Source organism: Arthrobacter sp. 10N44_2, from assembly GCF_056394385.1.
This window is the reverse complement of the sequence record NZ_JBFTHT010000009.1, coordinates 17,448-38,303: the sequence shown is the minus strand read 5'-3', so window position 1 is coordinate 38,303 and position 20,856 is coordinate 17,448. Positions and strand designations below refer to the sequence as shown.

The window sequence follows — 20,856 nt, the reverse complement described above, 5'->3', positions numbered from 1 at the left end:
CTGACCCGCCGTCATTTGTGGGACTGCACAAGACGGACGGTCCGCCGCGCGGTCTAGTGTGAAACGACATTGTGGTCCGCCGCACAGCATGGATTCGATTCCGTGCCGGCATCGAGCGGGCCTGAACCCCCCACGAAGGACGGCGCTTCCATGCCCGCTGACCAGCAGCTTTCAAAATCCCTGAAACCCAGGCATCTGTCCATGATTGCCATCGCCGGCGTGATCGGCGCCGGACTGTTTGTCGGTTCGGGTGCGGCGATCCAGCAGGCCGGCCCCGGCATTCTGGTTGCCTACGCCGCGGCGGGACTCGTCGTCATCCTCGTCATGCGGATGCTGGGCGAGATGGCCGCGGCCAACCCGGAAACCGGCTCATTTTCCACCTACGCGGACAAGGCCCTGGGCCGCTGGGCCGGGTTCAGCATCGGCTGGCTCTACGCATGGTTCTGGATCATTGTTCTCGGCATCGAGGCAACGGCTGGGGCAGCGATCATGCACCGCTGGGTCCCCGGCATTGACCAGTGGGTGTGGGCGCTTGCCCTGATGGTGCTGCTGACGCTGACCAACCTCGGGTCCGTTAAGTCGTTCGGCGAGTTCGAGTTCTGGTTCGCTTCCATCAAGGTCGCGGCAATCGTGCTCTTCCTGCTCTTCGGCGTCGCCGCGATCCTGGGCCTCATCCCCGGCGTTCCGGCGCCCGGCCTGGACAACCTGATCGGCAACGGCGGGTTCATGCCCAACGGCCCCGGCGCCGTCCTGGCCGGCATCCTCGTGGTGGTGTTCTCGTTCTTCGGTGCGGAAATTGCCACCATTGCCGCCGGCGAATCCGAAAACCCGGTCGATGCCGTCAAGAAGGCCGTGAAGTCCACCGTCTGGCGCATCCTCGTGTTCTACATCGGCTCCATCGCCATTGTGGTCACCCTGCTGCCCTGGAACTCCGCTTCCGTCGCCAAGAGCCCCTACGTCGCGGTCATTGAGCTGTTCGGCATCCCCGGCGCCGGAACCATCATGGACATTGTGGTGCTGACCTCGGTGCTCTCCTGCCTGAACTCCGGGCTCTACACCGCCAGCCGCATGCTGTTCTCGCTGTCCCGCCGCGGCGACGCCCCCAAGTCGTGGATGCGGATTTCCAAGCGCGGCGTGCCCGCCGCCGCGGTACTGGCCTCCACCGTGGTCGGCTTCGTCACCGTCGGACTGAACTACGTCGCCCCGGACACGGTCTTCCTGTTCCTGGTCAACACCTCCGGCGCCATCGCGCTGTTCGTGTGGCTCGTCATCGCGACCTCCCAGCTGATCCTGCGCCGCCGCATGGGCGCCGCCGCCAAGGACCTTCAGCTGAAAATGTGGCTCTTCCCGTACCTGACCTGGGTGTCGATCGTGAGCATCGTGGCCCTGCTGATCGGCATGGTGATCCTGGAAACCACGCGGGAATCGCTGCTGCTCTCGCTGGCTCTCGCCGCCGCCGTCGTGGGGATCGGGGTCATCCGCTACCGCAGGAACGGTGCCAAGGCCGCTGTTCCCGCAACAGGGGCCGGCGAGGCTCCTGCCGGGGACGCCACCCCGGTTGACGCCGAGCCTGGCGCTGAAGACGCCACAGTGGGCGCCCGCCCGGTGTCGTAGCCCCGGAAGGCCCCCGCGGCCGTCCCGCTCCACCGGACATGCCCTCCCCCTGCGCCCACCACTGGACATAGCGCCATCATGTCCACTGCCCGGCGCGAGGGGAGGGCATATCCATGCGTGCCGGGGGGACATGCCCAGTCCCCGGGCCGAGGGGAGGGCATGTCCATGCGTGCCGGGGCACAGCCGCGTCACAGGAAGGGACTAGCCAGCCCATAGCGCTGCCGGGTTCGATGGGGTCATGACAAAAATGCCGCAGCCCCCGCACGAGCCGCACCCCAACCACGACCGCGGCCTGGAATTCGATCTCTCCACCCTCGTCAGCCGCCGATCGCTGGGCATGTTCCTCGGCGCGGGAACGGCCGCAGCCCTTGCGGCCTGCAGCCCGGGCGGCACCAGCGGCACCAGCGGCAGTTCGACGTCGGCCGCGGGGACCTCGGCCGCAACAGCCCCGGCGCCCTCGGCCGCGTCGGCGTCGGCCACTCCGACGCTCACCCGGGCGATCGCCGAGTGCGGGGTCGAAATCCCGCAGGAAACCGCCGGCCCCTACCCCGGTGACGGTTCCAACGGGCCCAACGTCCTCGAGGCATCCGGCGTGGTTCGTCAGGACATCACATCCAGCTTCGGGACCTCCACCAGCACAGCCGAGGGCGTACCGCTGACCGTCACGCTGACCCTTCTCGACAACGCCAACGGCTGCACCCCACTGGCCGGTGCCGCGGTGTACGCCTGGCACTGTGACCGCGAGGGCAAATACTCCATGTACGATTCGGGGCTTCAGAACGAGAACTACCTCCGCGGCGTCCAGGAGGCCGACGCCAACGGCCAGGTCACGTTCAAGACCATCTACCCCGGCGCCTACAACGGCCGCTGGCCGCACATCCACTTCGAAGTGTTCGAGTCCATGAACAATGCGACGGCGGCCGGCCAGGTCCTGGCGGTGTCACAGATCGCGCTGACCGAGGCCGCGTGCAAGGAGGTCTACGCGTCGGCCGGGTACGAATCCAGCGCGCAGAACTTCCCCCGCACCACGCTGAAGTCCGACAACGTGTTCGGCAACGACGGCGGCATCTACCAGCTGGCCACCATCACCGGCTCGGTGGCCGCGGGCTACGCCGCCGGTCTCAACGTCACCGTCTAGGCGCGGCGTCGCCCGGCACCGCGGCCCCCGGGGCCCGTGCGTGCCGGGCTAGACTCGGAGCCATGCCCACACCGAGCACTGCCGCAGAGCACATCCAGGACCTCGGCGCGTACGTCAGCGCGTCGCCGTCGAGCTTCCACGCCGTCCACGAGGCCGCGCGCCGGCTGGACGCGGCGGGCTTCACCGGCCTGGACGAACTGCAGCCCTGGCCGGAGCCCGCGGCCGCCGCCGGCAAGTTCTACGTGATCCGCGACGGCGCCCTCATCGCCTGGGTGGTGCCGGCAGGCGCCGGACCGACCACCGGTTTCAACATCCTCGGCGCGCACACGGACTCGCCCTCCTTCAAACTCAAGCCGAAGCCCACCACCGGCAAGTTCGGCTGGCTGCAGGCCGGCGTCGAGGTCTACGGCGGACCCCTCCTGAACTCCTGGCTGGACCGCGAACTCCAGCTCGCCGGCCGGCTCGTCATGCGCGACGGCACGCAGCACCTCACGGCCACCGGCCCGCTGCTGCGCTTCCCGCAGCTCGCCATCCACCTGGACCGGGCCGTCAATGAGGGCCTGGCCCTGGACAAGCAGCAGCACATGAATCCGGTCTTTGGCCTGGGCGATCCCGCCGGCGAGGACCTGCTCGGACTCCTTGCGGACCGCGTTGCCGATGCCGAGGTGGATCCGGCGCAGATCGGCGGGTACGACGTCGTCATCGCAGACACCCAGGCCCCGGCGGTGTTCGGCGCCAGGGGCGAATTCTTCGCCTCGGGCCGGCTCGACAACCTCTCCGCGACGCACGCGGGGCTCACGGCGCTGGTGGCGCACGCTGCCACGCCCGTGCCGGACGGTGCGCCGATTGCCGTGCTGGCCGCCTTCGACCACGAGGAAATCGGCTCGGCGTCCCGGTCCGGGGCGTGCGGGCCCATCCTCGAGGACGTCCTCCTGCGGATCTCGGACGGACTCGGCGCCTCTGCAAGCCAGCGGCGGCAGGCCTTCGCGGCGTCGTTCTGCGTCTCCGCGGACGCCGGCCACGCCGTGCACCCGAACTATCCCGAGCGGCACGATCCCGCCAACCGGCCGGTCCTCAACGGCGGGCCGCTGCTGAAGATCAATGCCAACCAGCGCTACGCCACCGACGCCGCCGGCGCCGCCCTCTGGGCCCGGCTGTGCACCGACGCCGGTATTCCGTACCAGGAATTCGTCTCCAATAATGTGATGCCGTGCGGGTCGACGATCGGCCCGCTGACCGCCACCCGGCTGGGAATCCGGACGGTCGACGTCGGGGTCGCCCTGCTGTCGATGCATTCGGCGCGCGAGCTCTGCGGCGTCGAGGACCCGCACCGGCTGGCCGCGGTGACCCGGACGTTCTTCCGGACGGCGGCCTGACGCCTGGCGCCCTACGCGGCGACGCCGACTACGAGGTTGATGGTGGTTGCCAGAATGATGGTCCCAAAGAGGTACGAGAGCAGGCTGTGCTTGAGGGCCTCGGCCCGGATGCCATGGTTCTGCAGCGCGGTGTCCGATACCTGGTACGTCATGCCCAGACTTGTGGCTAAGTAGGCGAAATCGGTGTACTGCGGCGGCCGGCTCTGGTTGAAGTCGATGCCGCCCACCCGGGAGCCTGCCCTCGTGCCCGTGCCGTAGTACAGCTCCGCGTACCGCAGTGTGAACAGCGTCTGGACCAGGGTCCAGGACAGCGCCACCGAGACTACCGCGAGCAGCCCGCCGGCAATCCTGGAGAGGGTGTCAGTGTTGTTGTGCGAATCCACGATGACCGCTGCCGCCGCCCCCAGGCTGGCGGCGTTGGCGGCCAGGATAAGCAGGTCCGTCGTGCTCCGGGCCGGGTCTTCCGTTGTGGCGTGCAACCGGGTGTCCGCGGGGTCGAGGCGGCCGATAACCAGCCAGACCCAGACGACGTAGGTCAAGGCGGCGGCGCACCAGCCAATCGTGGGAGCCTGCACCCAGTGGCCTGACATTCCGGCCGCCCCGGCGGCGAGTAGCCCCAACAGCACCATGGCGGCGAAGCGGAGACGGCTGCGGCGGAGCGGTGGCGGCACGGCTGACGAGGGGTTGGTGTGCATTTTCAGATCATGGCACAGCCGATGCGCCCCCCGACTGAACGCTGGCCGTGTGGCGGTTATCCACATGGCCGCCGACGCTCTTCCCGGCCAGGCCGCGGGGCCGTACGGTGGAGGCACGGAATCGCGGATTCCGGCCCGCATGCACTAAGCTATTGAAGTCTGTGCTGCGCCCTGCCTCCGTTCCGGCGGCCGGGCATTGCACGACACCGCAAATGAACCTCCTGTTACGGAAATGCCGTAACCGCTTAGCCCAAAGGAGGTGGGTTCACATATGCGTCCTTACGAATTGATGGTAATCATCGACCCCGAGGTCGAAGAGCGTGCCGTTGAGCCGTCGCTTCAGAAGTTCCTGAACGTCATCACCAACGATGGTGGAACCATCGAAAAGGTTGACATCTGGGGCCGTCGTCGCCTGGCTTACGAAATCCAGAAGAAGTCCGAAGGTATCTACGCCGTGGTGAACTTCACCGCTGAGCCGGCTACCGCCAAGGAACTTGACCGCCAGCTGAGTCTCAACGAGACCATCATGCGCACCAAGATCACCCGCCCCGAAGAGCAGAAAGTTGTTGCTGAGTAATTCAGCGGCCAACCTTCAATCTTCATCCCCGCAGGAACGCACAAGGAGGCAGTAGATGGCAGGCGAAACCACTATCACGGTTATCGGTAACCTCACCAATGACCCCGAACTCAGGTTCACACCGTCCGGTTCGGCCGTAGCGAATTTCACCATCGCTTCTACTCCCCGCACCTTCGACCGGCAGTCCAATGAGTGGAAGGACGGGGAAACCCTGTTCCTCCGCGCTTCGGTCTGGCGCGAAGCAGCCGAAAACGTCGCCGAGTCCCTGACCAAGGGCATGCGCGTTATCGTCTCCGGCCGCTTGAAGAGCCGTTCCTACGAAACAAAAGAAGGCGAGAAGCGCACCGTTATCGAGCTTGAGGTCGATGAAATCGGCCCGAGCCTGCGCTACGCCAACGCCAAGGTCAACCGCACCCAGCGCTCCGGCGGTCAGGGTGGTCAGGGTGGCTTCGGCGGCGGCAACAGCGGCGGTGGATTCGGTGGCGGCCAGGGTGCAAACCAGGGCGGCAACACCGGTGGGACATGGGGCGGCAACCAGCCCGCCGCGCAGGAAGACCCGTGGGCCACGCCCGGGGTCAGCAATGCGGGCGGCGGCTGGGGCAACGGCCCGGACTCCGAACCTCCCTTCTAAACAACATCTAAGGTCCGGCAACGAAAACCGACTGGCCGCCGCAAGGCGGTCTGGTGCAGACTGCGCCGGATCACCACCATCCCGTGGATCAATATCCACGGGCTCCATCGAATAGGAGCTCCACGATGGCTAAGGCTGAACTCCGTAAGCCCAAACCAAAGTCCAACCCCTTGAAGGCCGCTGACATCACTGTCATCGACTACAAGGACGTAGCATTGCTGCGCAAGTTCATCTCCGACCGCGGAAAGATCCGCGCCCGTCGCGTCACTGGCGTCACGGTGCAGGAACAGCGCAAGATCGCCCAGGCAATCAAGAACGCCCGCGAAGTTGCTCTGCTGCCTTACTCCGGCGCTGGCCGCGGCTAAGGAAGGGATTAACTAAAATGGCAAAGCTCATTCTGACCCACGAAGTAACCGGTCTCGGTGCTGCTGGCGACGTTGTCGAGGTCAAGGACGGTTACGCACGTAACTACCTGCTGCCCCGCAACTTCGCCCTGACCTGGTCCAAGGGTGGCGAGAAGCAGGTTGAGTCCATCAAGGCTGCCCGCGTTGCCCGCGAGCACGCTTCCCTGGAAGACGCTCAGAAGCAGGCTGCTGCACTCTCCGCCAAGCCGGTCAAGCTGGTCGTCAAGGCTGGCGCAACCGGACGCCTGTTCGGCACCGTCAAGCAGGGCGACGTGGCCGACGCTGTTGAGGCCGCAGGCCTGGGCCGCATCGACAAGCGCAAGGTTGAACTGCCGGCACACATCAAGTCGACCGGTTCCTACCAGGCAAACGTCCGTCTGCACGACGACGTTTCCGCTGTGATCGAACTCGACGTAGTCGCAGGCAAGTAGCCCTCACCGGCTGCAGTCTGAACTGCTGGAAGGCCCCCGCCTCCGGACCTCTCTGAGGACCGAAGCGGGGGCCTTCTGCTTTAACCCCAACACGAGGTCACTTGCGGTCCATGTTGGACGGCGTCATGGGCCGTAGGTGACCCCGCGCGTTGCTTTGGCGGGGCGGATCCCCTTAGGCGTGGTGCAGCGCCGTGGTGACATGCCGGTAGCCGAGCCGGACGAGTTCGGTGAGCACGGCCTCGTCGACGTCGTCGAGCTTGTTGACGTACAGGCAGCCGGCGCCGAGCTTGTGCCTGCCCAGCCTGCCGAGGAGTTCGGCGGCCTCCGGCCCATATGTCAGGCCGTAGAGCGACAGGCTGGATTTCCTGGGGGAGAAGCCGACCGCCGCGGCATCGCCCTCCCTGCCGCTCGCGTACTTGTAGTGGTAGCGGCCGAAGCCCACAATCGTCGGACCCCACATTTGCGCCGGTTCGCCCGTTATTTCGGACATCAGTGCCAGCAGGCGGAACCCGTCGGCGCGCCGGACCGGATGCTCGACGGCGGCCAGGAACTCCTGAACCGACGCGCCGGTTGCCTGCGTTTTGTTTTCAGCCATGAGGGCAGTCTTGCAGAGCGCGACATTCCTGTCAGGCGGGGAGGGTGGCCGGGAATAAATCCCCCTGCCCGCCGCTTCTAGAGGTAGATGCAAACGCATGTAGTCGCGTTGCTGACCAGGATTCAACTTAGGAGCACTCCGTGGAAACCCGCCGTATCACCGTTATCTCCGCCGGACTCGGCGTCCCCTCCTCAAGCCGCCTGCTCGCGGACCAGCTGGCGGCCTCGGCCGAGCGGCAGCTTGCCTCGGCCGGCTACGCCGTGGACATCGAGGTCCTGGAGTTGCGGGACCTCGCCGTGGACATCGCCAACAACTTTGTAACCGGGTATGCGGCTCCGCGGCTCGCCGAAGTGATCGCCGGCGTCGAGGCCTCTGATGGCCTGATCGCCGTCAGCCCCGTGTTCAGCGCGTCCTACAGCGGGCTTTTCAAGTCCTTCATCGACGTGCTCGATCCCAAGGCGTTCGAAGGCAAGGCCGTGCTGATCGGGGCCACCGCCGGGACGGACCGGCACCAGATGGTGCTGGACTTCGCGATGCGGCCGCTGTTCACCTACCTGCGCACCCGGATCGCCGCCACCGCGGTTTTCGCCGGGCCGCAGGACTGGGGAAACAACGACGACGGCGGCTCGCCACTGTCGGTGCGCGTGGACCGGGCGGCGGGGGAGTTTGTCGCCCTGCTGCAGGACTCAGGGCCGCAGCAGAAGCCGGTCGCGCTGGAGTCCCTGCCGTTTGAGCAGCTGCTGGCCGGGATCGCTGCCCAGCGGTAGGTCTGCCCGGCGCAGGGCTTCCGGGCCTGCAGCGCCGTCCGAACCTTTTCGGCCGCCCGCTCGTTGTCCGGGACATGAAGTGTCCCGTGGATTCTATTGACCTGATCATGAGTGAACGCAGCGGCGTGGAGATTGACTATTGCCCCCAATGCCGCGGGGTGTGGCTGGACCGGGGAGAGCTGGACAAGATCATTGACCGTGCGGCGGAGTCGTTGGGCCCGGCAGCCGGCGTCCCCGCCGCACCACTGCCGCCGGCAGCGATGCCACCTACGGCGTTTTCACCTGCGGTTGCTGGCCACATTCCGCCGCCGCTGTACAACCGCGACCCGCACCGGGACGACCGGCGTCCGGATGACCGCCGCTATGACGAGCGCCGGTACGATGACCGCCGCGACCGTCCGCGTCCCGACCAGTCCAGGTATGAGCAGCCGCGTTACGATGACCGCCGCCGTCCGAAGAAGAAGGAAGGCTGGCTGGGGGACTTGTTCGACTTCTAGCCCTGCCGGGCCCCGGCCGTGCCGGTGGCCCGGAGCCGGCGCGGGCCCCGCGGGGCTCAGTCGCCGAGCAGTGCGATGAATTCCCGGGCCTGTTTCATGGAAATATCCGAGTGGCGGGTCAGGGCGGTCGCTGCGCCCTCGGTGTCGCCGCTCTTGGCCAGGGTGCGGATCCTCCCGTAGATCTCATCATTGAGCATGTTGCTGCTCACCTCGCGGGTGACATCGCCCTTGCTGGCGATCGCGCGGTAGCGGTACGAGAACCGCTGGGGGACGTCGTCGTCGTCCGGAACGGCCGCCGGCGCCGGCTCAGGGGCGCGGAAGGGCTGGGGGTGGGCTGCCAGCGCCGCGACGGCGTCGCGGGACGCCCGGAGGCCCTCGCCTGTGGCCTCGAGGTAGACCTTGATGGCGGTCATGGCCTGCCCCTGCGCGATCAGCGCGTAGAGCTGCCGGTGCTGGTCCTCGGTGAGCCTGGCGGCCGCCGTCCGGGCCAGTTCCGCGGAGTTGGGGTCCGGCTGCGGCGCTGGTGCCGGCATGGTGCGTTCGCCGCGGCGGCTCCACGCCCGTATCGCCAGCAGTACGGCGGCGGCCACGAGCACCAGGATCAGTACGGGAATGAGCAGGGAGTCCATGTGCTAGAGCCGATCTACGTAATTCTTTGCGGTCTTCAGGTCCGAGCGCGTCGATTGCCGCAGCAGCCGGACGGCCTTCGTCTTGTGGCCGTCGTGGGCCAGCGACTGGAGCTGCAAGAGGAGCTGTGGGCTCAGGTGTCCAATGGCGGACAACGCATCCTGGTGGCCGGAGCTGTCCCGGCCCAAAAGGGCGGAGCGGGCGTGGTCGGCCTGCTGCGATTGCTGCTGGGAGTTCTGGCTGGGGCGCGTGGTAGCTTCAATCCGGGCGCGGGAGGCCTCGGCAGCCCGGACCTGTGCCGCGTAGTGGGCCTGGGACTTGAGCGCCAGTTCCTGCTGGTAACGCTCGGCATCTGAGATGCCGTGGTTCCGCGGCTTCAACGCCGTGACCGCCGCCCAGAGCACCGCCGCGAGGATGAGGGCAGGCAACATGACTATCAGTACATCGCCCATGATTAGAGCTTATGCCAGATTGCGGTTATCCACAGCATGTTCCGCACCTCGCGTACAGTGCGCCGCTGCTGGCGTCAATTCGGCTCGGCGGGAATGAATCCGGTCACAAAATGTGCGTATCGGGCGGCAAATGTGGCCTCCTGTGCCGCATCGTATCCCCAGCTCCAAGGTGCAGGCTGTGGATGAAGCTTGGCGGAAATTGTTTTGTGTCCACAAGATGAATGCAACATTTCCGCAGGTCAAGCACTGATTACAGGCTTAACTTTTTTTCTATCCACAGCTCTACCCACAGACTGTGCACAAGCATCAGGCACTAGTGCACAGGTTATCCACAGGGCAGCGGAGCGGCCGGGTTGGTGCCTGCCCCGGCGGCGGATAACGTAGCAGGATATCGGGCGTGGGAAGCGGAAAAACCTGCGGTCGCCGGATGGTGCCCACCAGGACACCGGCTCCGGGATCCGGTGCCCTGCGGCCGCACCAGCACTGTGGATAACGGCGGTTGCTGGTCCGGCGCGAACTGTCGGAGCTGACTGGTAAGAATAGAGCGGCCGGCATGTGCCGGGTTTTGCCGCCCGCATCACAGCAGTTCGGCAACACAGCAGTTCGGGATCACAGCAGTTCGGGATCGCAGCAGTTCGGCAACACAGCAGGTACGCATCACAGCTCCGCAATGACAGCAGTTCGGCATCACGGCCGTTGAGCACCGCAGCGGCTGGGCGTTGACCCGCCGGGATACGGTGCTTGGCCTTGAGGCACTGGGTACGAGGGCATTGGGCATAAGGCGCAGTGCTTACGCGCCGCGGCGAACGGACATCCGCCACGGCACACAATGAAGGACGGCAGTTTTGTCAGTTACGCATCTGGACTCAGTCGAGGGTACGCGGGGAGCCGAGGGCAGCCGCAAGCCTCCGCAGGACATCCCCGCGGAGCAGTCAGTCCTGGGCGGCATGATGCTGTCCAAGGACGCCATCGCCGACGTCGTCGAGATCCTGCGTGGCCAGGACTTCTACCGTCCGGCGCACGAAACCATCTACGAGGCCATCATCGACCTCTATGGCCGCGGCGAGCCCGCGGACGCCGTGACCGTCTCGGACGAGCTGACCAAGCGCGGCGAAATCAACAGGATCGGCGGACCCGCCTACCTGCACGAACTCATCCAGACCGTCCCCACGGCGGCCAACGCCGGTTACTACGCTGAAATCGTGGGCGAACGCGCGGTGCTGCGCCGCCTGGTCAACGCCGGCACCAAGATCGTCCAGCTCGGCTACGGACAGGACGGCGAGGTCGAAGACCTGGTCAACCAGGCCCAGGCCGAGGTCTACGCCGTCGCCGAACGCCGGACCGCCGAGGACTATGTGGTCCTCAAGGACGTCATGGAATCCACCGTGGACGAGATCGAGGCCTCCGGCCACCGCGGCGAGGGCATGGTGGGTGTACCCACCGGCTTCTACGAGCTCGATGAACTCACCCACGGCCTGCATCCCGGCCAGATGATCGTGATCGCCGCCCGCCCGGCCGTCGGCAAGTCCACGTTCGCGCTGGACTTCGCCCGCTCGGCCGCCATCAAGAACAACCTTGCGACCGTCATGTTTTCCCTCGAAATGGGCCGCAACGAGATCGCCATGCGCCTGCTGTCCGCCGAGGCCACGATCGGTCTCCAGGACCTCCGCAAGGGCACCATCAAGGACGAGCAGTGGTCCAAGATTGCCACCACCATGGGCCGGATGAACGATGCGCCGCTGTTCATCGATGACAGCCCCAACATGTCGCTGATGGAGATCCGGGCCAAGTGCCGGCGCCTGAAGCAGCAGCATGACCTCAAGCTGGTGATCCTGGACTACCTGCAGCTCATGAGCTCGGGCAAGAAGGTGGAATCCCGCCAGCAGGAAGTCTCCGAGTTCTCCCGTGCCCTGAAGCTCCTGGCCAAGGAACTCCAGGTGCCGGTGATCGCGCTGTCGCAGCTGAACCGTGGCTCCGAGCAGCGCCAGGACAAGCGCCCCATGGTCTCGGACCTGCGCGAATCCGGCTCCATCGAGCAGGATGCCGACATGGTGATCCTGCTGCACCGCGAAGACGTCTATGACAAGGAGTCCCCGCGCGCGGGCGAGGCGGACATCCTGATCGCCAAGCACCGTAACGGCCCCACAAAAGACATTGTGGTGGCTTTCCAGGGCCACTACTCGCGGTTTGCCAACATGGCCGCCGACGCCGGCGGTGGCGGCGGCTTCTAGCCCCGCCCGGCTAGTGGTCGCGGGCCGCGAGCAGGTGGTTGGGCAGCCGGTTCCCCGGGGCCCGGCCGCGGATTTCCAGCAGTTCGCGGGCGTGGGAGTGCAGCCGGATATCCTCCGCTGACACCGGCACCCACTGCGGAATCGGGACCGAGGTGCCGGTCTCGTCGCGGGCGACCATGACCGTCAGGCAGTATGTGGTCAGGTTCAGCTCGCGCCCCTTGGGGTCTCCGGAGCGGACGTGGACGGCGATGTGCATGCCCTTGGTGCCGGTGTAGACCAGACGGGCCTCCACCTCTACGACGTGGCCGATCAGCAGCGGCCGGTAGAACCGCACGCCGCCGGAGAATACGGCCACGGTGTCCTTGCCGCAGTAGCGGGAGGCGCAGACGTAGGCAGCCTCGTCGATCCACTTCATGACGATGCCGCCGTGCACCTTGCCGCCCCAGTTCACGTCCGTGGGCGCGGCCATGAACCGCAGCACCACGCTCTCGGCCGTGCCGGCGTCGGTATATTCCTGTCCGCTCATGGCCTCCACGATGTCCTCGCGGACCTTGATCCGGGCCAGCGCGTGGTCCCGCTGTTCGATTTCGTCCGGCGTCTCAGGGACGAACTGCGGCACCGGTATGGGCTTGCCGTCCGCGCCCACGGCCACGAAGATCACGATGCACTGGCTCCGCATGGTGGCGGGGCCGCCCTTCGGATCGCCCGAGGACACCACGGTCCGGATGTGCATCGAGGACCGCCCGGTGTACACGATCGTGGCCTCGACCTCCACCATGTCGCCACTGTTGACCGGGTCCGCGAAGTGGATGTTCCCCACGTAGGCCGTCACGCAGTAGGACTTTGCCCAGCCGACGGCGGCGGCATAGGCCGCCTTGTCCACCCACTCGAGCACGGTGCCGGCGTCGACCGAGCCGCTGTGGCCGACATCGGTGGGGGCCGCCAGGAAGCGCAGGGTCACGGAATTGGGCGCGTTCTCGCTCATATTGTGAGTTTACTGATTGGCCCGGCATGCGCGGCCGGCCGGCGACACAATCGCTCTCCTGCAGGCCACAACCACGCCATAACCCGGAGACACACGACGGCGGGCGGCCACCAAAAGGTGACCGCCCGCCGTCGCGCTCCAGGCCGTGAGCTATGCCGTGGATGCCTTAGGCCAGGACGCGGAGCTTCGAGTCGGCGCGGCCGAAGAGGGCGCGGTCGGCGGAGAACTTGCCGGCACCGACGAGGGCCACGGCTGCGGCGGCGGCCGCCAGGATCAGGACCAGTTCATAGCCGCCGGTTGCGACGAAGACGCCGGCGGAGGCGTGGACCATGAACAGGGCGCCGAGCATGTCCAGTGCGAGGAGGACCGCAAACACGCGGGTGAGCACGCCCAGGATCAGCGCGACACCGCCGACGAGCTCGAGGGTCGCGACGACGGGAGCCACCGCCTGGGCTGCCGGAACACCCATCTGGGTGAAGGCGGCCTGGGTGCCTGCGATCGTGAATTCGTTGAACTTCTGCCAGCCGTGGGCGGCGAAAAGGAAGCCGGCGATGACGCGCAGGATGGTTCGGGCGGAGGTGGTCAGGGCGGGCTGGTTCATGGGAAATACCGTTTCGTAAGTTGGGGGGCGTCGCGGCTCTCAGCCGCCGCGGCTTCGGTTGCGTTCAAGATCCAGTCTTCCGGATATTTAGTTGAAATGTCAACTAAATGACGCGCTGGGTCGATTCAACGGCCCGGCTAGGGTTAACGCGTGCAACCTTCCCCGCAGCTGTCCACCGCGCCGCCGCCGACTACCGGGCAGCGCCGGGAAATCCTGCGCCTGGCAGTGCCGGCCTTCGGCGCCCTGATCGCCGAGCCGCTGTTCCTGCTCGCGGATTCGGCCATTGTGGGCCATCTCGGCGTAGCCGAACTGGCCGGCGTCGGGCTGGCATCGGCGGTCCTGCACACGGCAGTCGGACTGATGGTGTTCCTCGCGTACTCCACCACCCCGGCAGTGGCGCGGGCCATCGGCAACGGCCAGCTGGCCAAAGCCCTCGCCGCCGGGCGCGACGGCATCTGGTTGGCGTTGCTGCTCGGACTCGTCCTTGCGGTCGCCGGGTTCCTGGCCGCGGGGCCGCTCCTGGACCTGATGGGCGCCGACGGCGAGGTGCTTGCCTTTGCCGTGGACTACCTGCGCGGGTCCATGCCCGGCCTCGTGGCGATGCTGCTCATCTTCGCGGGCACCGGGGTGCTGCGCGGACTCCAGGACACCCGGACCCCGCTGATCGTCGCCGCCGCGGGTTTCACGCTGAACATCGCGCTGAACCTGGTCCTCGTCTACGGGTTGGGCTGGTCCGTGACCGGCTCGGCCGTGGGCACGAGCATCGCGCAGTGGGCCATGGCGGCCGTCTATGTGCTGATCGTCCGGCGCAACGCCCGCAACCACGGGGTGTCCCTGCGGCCGGACTGGCGTGGCATCCGGGCCCTGACCGGGGTGGGTTCCTGGCTGATGCTGCGCACACTCAGCCTGCGGATCGCGATTCTCGCCACGGTGGTGGTGGTCACCGCCCAGGGGCCGGTCAATCTCGCCGCGCATCAGCTGGCCATGACCATCTTCACGTTCTTCGCTTTCGCCCTCGACGCCCTCGCGATCGCGGCCCAGGCCTTGATCGGCAAGGAACTCGGCGCGGCCCGGCCGGTGGCGGCACGAGCGCTGACGCGCACCATGACCCGGTGGGGGGTCGGCTTCGGCGTCCTGACCGGAATCCTTCTGGCAGCCGCGGCACCGTGGGCGGGCGCCCTCTTCACACCCGACGCCGAAGTCCGGGCGGCACTTACCCTCGCCCTGTGGGTGCTCGCCGCCGGGCAGCCGCTGGCCGGGTACGTCTTCGTCCTTGACGGCGTCCTCATCGGCGCGGGCGACGCCCGCTACCTGGCGATCGCGGGCGTCGTTAACCTCGCTGCCTACCTGCCGCTGCTGCTGGCGGTGCTGTATTCCGGCGTCGGTGCCGGCGCGGGATTGCTCTGGCTGTGGGCCGCGTTCTCGCTCGGCTACATGGCGGCGCGGGCGCTGACGCTGGGCCTCCGGGCCCGGACGGACCGGTGGATGGTGCTCGGCGCGCGGTGAGTGCGGGCTGGCGCCGCCGGCAGACGTGCGAAGCCGCGGCTTCGCACTAAACTGGACGGGTGACTCTTCCCGCAGCGCCTGACGCGACCCCTGCCATCCGCGCCGCGGCCGACCTCTTCAAGCCCGTGCTTGTCAGGGCGGCCGTCGCGCTTGTGTTTGGCGCGGTCACCGTGTTCTGGGCGGCGCCGCCAGAATCGGGCATGGGCTGGGCCGGCGGCCTCTACCTGCTGGCCACCGGTGTGGTGATGATCTGGACCGTGCCCAAGACCGGATTCCCCCCGCGGGAAGGCGCTGGCAGGGTCCTTTCCGCCGGCGGGGCAGCCCTGGCCGGAGCCGGCGCGGCCGTGGCCCTGATCCCCGCCCCGCTCGTCTTCGGAACCATCGCGGCCCTGGGCCTGGGCGTGGCCGGCGCCGCGGAGCTGTTCGCGGGCATTCGTGGCCGCGGCCGGTCCGTGCTGGCCCGTGACTGGATCGCCTCCGGCGTGATCGGACTGGGCACTGCGATCGCGCTGCCGTTCTTCATCGGCCTCGGCCCGCATGCCCTCCTCGGGGTTGCCGGCGGCGGGGCCATCATCAGCGGCGTCCTGTGGATGCTGTCCGGACTGACCCTGCGCCATGATGCTCCGGGCGATTCCGCGGAGGCCGTAAACTAGTACCGACAGGTTCTACCCGGCGTAGAACAATCGCGGTAACAAGACAGCCACGCTATTTGCGCGGGCTGCAGGAGGAAAACACCTTGGCACAGCAGAAACCCGGAGCGCCCCGCAGCCTGCGGACCTCGGTCAAGGGACCGCTCATGTTCTCCGCGTTCTGGGCCGTGGTGGTTTTCTTCGGCGTCCTGATCTTCGCCTCGGGCGGCAGCGCCCGCTCGCCCCGGTTCGATCTGGCGCTCACCGGCGCCGGCATCGCCTTTATTGTGATCCTGGTGGTGGCCGCCATGCTGGCCATGAGCCACAAGGAGAATCCCGCTGACCTGGGGAAGGGTTCCGGCGTCAACCTCAGTTCCAAGCGCACGCCCTCCGGCCATGGCGGCCCGTCAGCGCAGCCCCGGCCCGAGGCCGGCCCCGGCGATTCCCGTGACAGCGGCCCGCAGGCCTAGCAGCGAGGCCTAGCCGCGTGGCCTCGCGGTGAGGCCCGACAGGCCGGCCTGACAGCGGGGCCCGACACCGCGGGCCCCTCTGCCGGCACCTTCGGCGTCAGGACGCGGCTTTCCGGGCCCGGTACGCGGCCACATGCGCGCGGTTGGCGCAGTTTCCCGTGTCGCAGTAGCGCTTCGAACGGTTGCGGCTGAGGTCCAGCACGACGGCGTCGCAGTCGTCCGCGGCGCACACCAGCAGGCGGTCCATTTCCTTGCTGCGGATCACGTCCACGATCGCCATGGCCGCCTCCGTACTCATCCGGTCGGCCAGCGGCGCCTCCGGGGTGGTGGCGTGCAGGTGCCAGTCCCAGGGTTCGTGCTTGACCAGCTGGGGCAGCGCCCGGGCCTCCCGGAGCAGCCGGTTCACGGTTCCCGCGGCTGCCGACTCCTCGGCCTGCCAGAGCTCGGCGAGCTCGCCGCGGAGCCGCCGCACGCTGGCCAGCTCGGCCCCGTCCCGGGTGCGGGAACCGGTGAAGCCCTCGGCCTCCAGGAAGGCGTCCAGATCCCTGACCGTGGCCAGATGTTCCTCACCGTTGGCCGCGGTGTTGATGAGGTTGACCACAGAACGCAGGGCAACTTCCGTGTCAGGGGCAAAAACCATCTTGACTCCTTACCTTGCCGGGGCGTAATGTCATGAGCATAACCCTACTTTACTCCTGACAGGAGAATGCCCGTGTCTGCCCCCCAGCGCCCCGTCGCCACGCCGGTCCGAGACCTTGCCGCCCAGCGGTCTGCCTCCGAACCGGGCGGCACCCCGCAGGGAAGCAAACTCGAAGGCAAACGGGCAGGCAAGCAGGCCGCCAGGCAGAGCACCACGCGGGCCGCCGCACCATCCGGGTTCATGGCATCGGGCCTGGGCGTCGCCCTGTTTTCGTCCGCGGTGTTCGGGCTCTCCGGATCATTCGCCAAGGCGCTCCTGGAAACGGGCTGGACTCCCGGGGCGGCCGTCACGGCCCGGCTTACCGGTGCGGCCCTGATTCTGGCCGTCTTCGCCATTCCCTCCTTGCGCGGGCGTTGGCACCAGCTCCGGGACAACTGGCTGACCGTGGTGCTGTTCGGATTCATCGGCGTCGCCGCCTGCCAGCTGTTCTATTTCAACGCCGTATCCCGGCTCTCGGTCGGCGTCGCCCTGCTGCTGGAGTACCTGGCGCCGGTGCTGATCGTCCTCTGGCTATGGGCCGCCAGCCGGAAACGGCCGCGGCCACTGACCATTGCCGGCACCCTCCTGTCCCTCGGCGGGCTGATCCTGGTCCTGGACCTCACCGGGGCCGTCAAAGTCGACCTCATCGGGGTGCTGTGGGGGATCGCGGCCGCGGTGTGCCTGGCCATCTATTTCTTCATCACGGCCAAGGAAAACGACACCCTGCCGCCCATCCTTCTGGCCTCCGGCGGGCTCATGGTGGGCGCCATCGTCATGTGGCTTGCCGCGGCAACCGGGCTGCTGCCGATGGCCTTCAGCACGGCCGACACCCGCCTGGGGCCTTGGGTCACCCCGTGGTGGGTGGCGCTGGGCGGCCTCGTGGTCCTGGCCACGGTGGTGGCGTACGTGTCCGGGATTGTCGCCGCCCGGGCACTCGGCTCGAAAGTCGCGTCCTTTGTCTCGCTCACCGAGGTGCTGTTCGCCGTCATCTGGGCGTGGCTGCTGCTCGGCGAACTGCCCGGACCCATCCAGCTCCTGGGCGGGCTGCTGATCGTCGGCGGGGTGGTGCTGGTCCGGCTGGACGAGCTCCGGGCCCCGTCCGGCACCGGCGCGGCAGCGCTGGACCACGCGAACGACTGCGAGCCCGTGCCGTAGTCGGTTGTCCGTTCGGGCCGGGCACCTCGTTCCCGGGCCCGAAGGAATCTCAATCGGTCGAGAGCCTGCAACGCGCCTAACCCTGCCTCAATCACCACAAGGCCCTTAGCATGGAGATATGTGCCGAAATATCCGGACCCTCCACAATTTTGAACCCCACGCCACCACCGCAGAGGTGGAGGCCGCCGCGTTGCAATACGTGCGCAAGATCAGTGGCAGCACCAAGCCGTCCAAGGCCAACGAGGAGGCCTTCAACCGGGCTGTGCATGAGATTGCCCATGCGACGCAGCACCTCCTCGACTCCCTGGTGACCCACGCCCCGGCAAAGGACCGCGGGGAGGAAGCGGCCAAAGCCAAAGCCAGGGCTGCCATCCGCTATGGCGCGGCCTGAGGCGGGGCGCCCGGCCTAAGGCCTGACTACTTTCCGAAGCTGCGCAGCCGCAGCGAGTTGGCCACCACCAGCACGGAGCTGGCGGCCATGGCGGCGCCGGCGATCATCGGGTTGAGCAGGCCCAGGGCCGCCACCGGGATGCCCACGGCGTTGTAGAAGAAGGCCCAGAAGAGGTTCGTCTTGATGGTGCCGAGCGTCCGGCGGGAAAGCTCGATCGCCTGCGCCACCTGTCCGAGGTCGTTGCCCATCACCGTCAGATCGGCTGCCTCGATGGCGACGTCGGTGCCGGAGCCCATGGCGATGCCCAGGTCCGCCTGCGCCAGCGCCGCGGCGTCGTTAACGCCGTCCCCGGCCATGGCCACAGTGGCGCCGGCCGCTTGCAGCGTCCGCACGGCCTCAACCTTGCCCGCCGGGAGCACACCGGCAAAGACGTCGCGCGGGCTGATCCCGACGGCGGCCGCCACCTGGGCAGCCACAGTGGCGTTGTCGCCGGTCAGCAGGATCGGCCGGAGCCCGAGCTCCCGGAGCCGGGTAACTGCGGCCGCGGAACCGGGCTTAACGGTGTCCCGCAGACTGATGATTCCGGCGATTTCGCCGTCCACGGCAACCCAGACGGCCGTGGCGCCGGAGTCTTCGGCAGCACCCAGCGCCTCGCGCTGAGCCGGGGCCGGAGCGACGCCGGACTCCAACAGCCAGCCGGTGCGCCCCGCGACCACGCGCCGGCCGTCGACCGTGCCATCGACTCCGCCGCCGGGTGCGGAGCGGAAGCCGGCGACGGCGGGGAGGCCGGCGCCGTCGTTGTTCACACGCCCCGCCGCCGCACCCAACGCCGCAGCGGCGATGGCCCGGGCGATCGGGTGCTCGGAGGCGTTTTCCACAGCCCCCGCCAGGCGCAGGACCTCGGCTTCGCTGTGCGGCCCGAAACTTTGGACGCCGTCCACGGCAAGGCGGCCGGTGGTGACGGTTCCGGTCTTGTCCAGCAGGATCGTGTCCACCGTCCGGGTGTCCTCGAGGACTTGCGGACCCTTGATCAGGATCCCCAGCTGGGCGCCCCGCCCGGTCCCGGTCAGCAGTCCGACGGGGGTGGCCAGCCCGAGGGCGCAAGGGCAGGCAATGACCAGCACGGCGACGGCGGCGGTGAAGGCGGCCCGGACCTCGCCGGCGCTGACGGCCGGTGCGGCCGCAATCAGCCAGGCCCCGAAGGTGAGGGCGGCGATGACCAGGACGACCGGTACGAAGACGGCGGTGATGCGGTCGGCGAGCCGGGCGATGGGTGCTTTTCCGGTCTGCGCCGCGGAGACGAGCCTGCCCATCTGGGCCAGGGTGGTCTCGGACCCGACGCGGGTGGCGCGGACCAGGAGCCGGCCTGAGGTGTTGATGGTGGCCCCGGTGACCTGGCTGTCCGGGCCGACTTCCACGGGCACGGATTCGCCGGTCACGAGGGAGGCGTCCACCGCAGAGGCGCCGTCGATCACGACGCCGTCGGCGGCGATCTTCTCGCCGGGGCGGACCACTATCACGTCTCCGAGGGCCAGCTGGTCGGCCGGGATCTTGTGCTCGGTGCCGCCGCGCAGGACAGTAGCGTCTTTTGCCCCCAGGTCCAGGAGGGCCTTGAGGGCGTCGCCCGCCTTCCGTTTGGCGTTGGCCTCGAGGTAGCGGCCGAGCAGCAGGAACGTGGTGACCACGGATGCGACCTCGAAGTACAGGCCGCCGGAGCCCATGCCCTCCGCTGCGGGATGTTCGGTCATGCCCGGGTCGGCAAGGAGTTGCCCAACCGAGAAGGAGTAGGCGGCAATCACGCCGATGGACACCAGGGTGTCCATGGTCGAGGCCAGATGCCGCGCGTTGATGGCCGCGGCGCGGTGGAACGGCCACGCCGCCCAGGCAACTACCGGCAGGGCCAGGATCGCGGCCACCCAGCCCCAGTTCGGGAACTGGAGTGCCGGGATCATCGAGATCGCGAAGACCGGGACGGTGAGTACGGCCGCCACAACCAGCCGCGGGCGAAGCGAGGGTGCGGCTGTGGCGGCCGGAAATCCGGTGCCGGCCGGGAGCCCTGCGTCCTCCACCGGCGTGCCCGGATACCTGCCGGACCGGACCGTGGCCTTGTAGCCCGCGGCCGCGACAGTGGCGGTGATCTGGTCATCGGTGATGTCCGCCGGGACGCTGACCCGGGCGGATTCGAGGGGCAGGTTGACGCTGGCCTCGACTCCGTCGAGCTTTCCGAGCCTGCGCTCGACCCGGTTGACGCAGGACGCGCACGTCATGCCCTCGATATCGAGGTCAATGACACGGCTCCCGGCCCGGTCCAACAACTGCTGGTCCAACAACTGCTCGCTGCTCACGGCGCCCTTCTTTTCTGGCTCGATTGGATTTCTGCCGTTCCGGCGTCTGCTCCCGACGGC

At 67.8% G+C, this 20,856-nt stretch carries 23 protein-coding genes and 1 pseudogene; 15 read left to right on the top strand and 9 right to left on the bottom strand.

Annotated features, from left to right (window positions below):
• Positions 1-150 precede the first annotated feature (150 nt).
• From AC1DBX_RS11475 to AC1DBX_RS11465, 3 genes are all read left to right on the top strand, one after another.
• Entirely contained in the window at positions 151-1,614 is a 1,464-nt protein-coding gene (locus AC1DBX_RS11475; protein WP_223914895.1) for an amino acid permease, read from the top strand.
• Between the two features lie 247 nt (positions 1,615-1,861).
• A complete protein-coding gene (locus tag AC1DBX_RS11470) occupies positions 1,862-2,752 on the top strand; it encodes an intradiol ring-cleavage dioxygenase (RefSeq protein WP_476856795.1) in 891 nt (296 codons plus the stop codon).
• A 62-nt stretch (positions 2,753-2,814) separates the two neighbouring features.
• Positions 2,815-4,128: a M18 family aminopeptidase gene (locus AC1DBX_RS11465; RefSeq protein WP_476931783.1), complete on the top strand. Its 1,314-nt coding sequence runs from the start codon at positions 2,815-2,817 to the stop codon at positions 4,126-4,128.
• Between the two features lie 11 nt (positions 4,129-4,139).
• On the opposite strand, the gene AC1DBX_RS11460 is transcribed toward AC1DBX_RS11465, so the two are convergent.
• Entirely contained in the window at positions 4,140-4,823 is a 684-nt protein-coding gene (locus AC1DBX_RS11460) for a DUF1345 domain-containing protein (RefSeq protein WP_476859632.1), read from the bottom strand.
• A gap of 271 nt (positions 4,824-5,094) precedes the next feature.
• Between AC1DBX_RS11460 and rpsF the strand changes: the two genes are divergently transcribed.
• From rpsF to rplI, 4 genes are all read left to right on the top strand, one after another.
• Positions 5,095-5,400: a 30S ribosomal protein S6 gene (gene rpsF / locus AC1DBX_RS11455; RefSeq protein ID WP_026266755.1), complete on the top strand. Its 306-nt coding sequence runs from the start codon at positions 5,095-5,097 to the stop codon at positions 5,398-5,400.
• A gap of 55 nt (positions 5,401-5,455) precedes the next feature.
• The gene (locus tag AC1DBX_RS11450) at positions 5,456-6,031 is read left to right on the top strand and encodes a single-stranded DNA-binding protein (protein WP_018775330.1); all 576 of its coding nucleotides are present in this window, start codon (positions 5,456-5,458) and stop codon (positions 6,029-6,031) included.
• Positions 6,032-6,156: 125 nt separating this feature from the next.
• The gene (gene rpsR / locus AC1DBX_RS11445; protein ID WP_003800144.1) at positions 6,157-6,396 is read left to right on the top strand and encodes a 30S ribosomal protein S18; all 240 of its coding nucleotides are present in this window, start codon (positions 6,157-6,159) and stop codon (positions 6,394-6,396) included.
• 17 nt (positions 6,397-6,413) lie between these two features.
• Complete coding sequence (gene rplI / locus AC1DBX_RS11440) at positions 6,414-6,866, top strand: 50S ribosomal protein L9 (RefSeq protein WP_018775331.1); 453 nt, start codon at positions 6,414-6,416, stop codon at positions 6,864-6,866.
• 172 nt (positions 6,867-7,038) lie between these two features.
• Here the strand turns inward: rplI and AC1DBX_RS11435 are convergent, their stop codons facing one another.
• The gene (locus tag AC1DBX_RS11435; protein ID WP_230009171.1) at positions 7,039-7,461 is read right to left on the bottom strand and encodes a DUF1801 domain-containing protein; all 423 of its coding nucleotides are present in this window, start codon (positions 7,459-7,461) and stop codon (positions 7,039-7,041) included.
• A 140-nt stretch (positions 7,462-7,601) separates the two neighbouring features.
• Between AC1DBX_RS11435 and AC1DBX_RS11430 the strand changes: the two genes are divergently transcribed.
• Complete coding sequence (locus AC1DBX_RS11430) at positions 7,602-8,228, top strand: FMN reductase (RefSeq protein WP_476887638.1); 627 nt, start codon at positions 7,602-7,604, stop codon at positions 8,226-8,228.
• Positions 8,229-8,287: 59 nt separating this feature from the next.
• Here AC1DBX_RS11430 and AC1DBX_RS11425 read toward each other — a convergent pair.
• A pseudogene (locus AC1DBX_RS11425) lies at positions 8,288-8,338 on the bottom strand (hypothetical protein); the annotation flags it as partial.
• Here AC1DBX_RS11425 and AC1DBX_RS11420 point away from each other — a divergent pair.
• Positions 8,315-8,725, top strand: coding sequence for a TFIIB-type zinc ribbon-containing protein (locus AC1DBX_RS11420; RefSeq protein WP_476931782.1), 411 nt, complete (start codon positions 8,315-8,317; stop codon positions 8,723-8,725). The pseudogene AC1DBX_RS11425 and the gene AC1DBX_RS11420 sit on opposite strands and share 24 nt — an antisense overlap.
• Positions 8,726-8,781: 56 nt before the next feature.
• Here the strand turns inward: AC1DBX_RS11420 and AC1DBX_RS11415 are convergent, their stop codons facing one another.
• Both AC1DBX_RS11415 and AC1DBX_RS11410 read right to left on the bottom strand, forming a co-directional pair.
• On the bottom strand, positions 8,782-9,354 hold the full coding sequence (locus AC1DBX_RS11415) for a hypothetical protein (RefSeq protein WP_476931781.1): 573 nt from the start codon (positions 9,352-9,354) through the stop codon (positions 8,782-8,784).
• A 3-nt stretch (positions 9,355-9,357) separates the two neighbouring features.
• On the bottom strand, positions 9,358-9,804 hold the full coding sequence (locus tag AC1DBX_RS11410; RefSeq protein ID WP_476850679.1) for a hypothetical protein: 447 nt from the start codon (positions 9,802-9,804) through the stop codon (positions 9,358-9,360).
• Between the two features lie 845 nt (positions 9,805-10,649).
• Between AC1DBX_RS11410 and dnaB the strand changes: the two genes are divergently transcribed.
• On the top strand, positions 10,650-12,035 hold the full coding sequence (dnaB, locus tag AC1DBX_RS11405) for a replicative DNA helicase (protein WP_018775337.1): 1,386 nt from the start codon (positions 10,650-10,652) through the stop codon (positions 12,033-12,035).
• 10 nt (positions 12,036-12,045) lie between these two features.
• Here the strand turns inward: dnaB and AC1DBX_RS11400 are convergent, their stop codons facing one another.
• Together AC1DBX_RS11400 and AC1DBX_RS11395 are read right to left on the bottom strand one after the other, a co-directional pair.
• Entirely contained in the window at positions 12,046-13,020 is a 975-nt protein-coding gene (locus AC1DBX_RS11400) for an acyl-CoA thioesterase (RefSeq protein WP_230007189.1), read from the bottom strand.
• A gap of 166 nt (positions 13,021-13,186) precedes the next feature.
• Positions 13,187-13,621 (bottom strand): DoxX family protein, encoded by a 435-nt coding sequence (locus AC1DBX_RS11395; RefSeq protein ID WP_028277632.1) that lies wholly within the window; start codon positions 13,619-13,621, stop codon positions 13,187-13,189.
• A 150-nt stretch (positions 13,622-13,771) separates the two neighbouring features.
• On the opposite strand from AC1DBX_RS11395, the gene AC1DBX_RS11390 reads away from it, so the two are divergent.
• The 3 genes from AC1DBX_RS11390 (at position 13,772) to AC1DBX_RS11380 (ending at position 16,226) form a co-directional block, all read left to right on the top strand.
• Complete coding sequence (locus tag AC1DBX_RS11390) at positions 13,772-15,127, top strand: MATE family efflux transporter (RefSeq protein WP_476931780.1); 1,356 nt, start codon at positions 13,772-13,774, stop codon at positions 15,125-15,127.
• 59 nt (positions 15,128-15,186) lie between these two features.
• On the top strand, positions 15,187-15,780 hold the full coding sequence (locus AC1DBX_RS11385) for a hypothetical protein (RefSeq protein ID WP_028277630.1): 594 nt from the start codon (positions 15,187-15,189) through the stop codon (positions 15,778-15,780).
• A gap of 83 nt (positions 15,781-15,863) precedes the next feature.
• Positions 15,864-16,226, top strand: a complete 363-nt coding sequence (locus tag AC1DBX_RS11380; RefSeq protein ID WP_079555031.1) for a hypothetical protein — start codon at positions 15,864-15,866, stop codon at positions 16,224-16,226.
• A gap of 97 nt (positions 16,227-16,323) precedes the next feature.
• On the opposite strand, the gene AC1DBX_RS11375 is transcribed toward AC1DBX_RS11380, so the two are convergent.
• Entirely contained in the window at positions 16,324-16,866 is a 543-nt protein-coding gene (locus AC1DBX_RS11375) for a CGNR zinc finger domain-containing protein (RefSeq protein WP_230007185.1), read from the bottom strand.
• A 240-nt stretch (positions 16,867-17,106) separates the two neighbouring features.
• Between AC1DBX_RS11375 and AC1DBX_RS11370 the strand changes: the two genes are divergently transcribed.
• Positions 17,107-18,060 carry an EamA family transporter gene (locus tag AC1DBX_RS11370; protein WP_476931830.1) on the top strand — a complete coding sequence of 318 codons (954 nt, stop codon included), beginning with the start codon at positions 17,107-17,109 and terminating at the stop codon, positions 18,058-18,060.
• Positions 18,061-18,178: 118 nt separating this feature from the next.
• The gene (locus AC1DBX_RS11365; RefSeq protein ID WP_028277626.1) at positions 18,179-18,451 is read left to right on the top strand and encodes a DUF2277 domain-containing protein; all 273 of its coding nucleotides are present in this window, start codon (positions 18,179-18,181) and stop codon (positions 18,449-18,451) included.
• A gap of 26 nt (positions 18,452-18,477) precedes the next feature.
• Here the strand turns inward: AC1DBX_RS11365 and AC1DBX_RS11360 are convergent, their stop codons facing one another.
• Positions 18,478-20,781, bottom strand: coding sequence for a heavy metal translocating P-type ATPase (locus tag AC1DBX_RS11360; protein WP_476931829.1), 2,304 nt, complete (start codon positions 20,779-20,781; stop codon positions 18,478-18,480).
• Between the last annotated feature and the right edge of the window lie 75 nt (positions 20,782-20,856).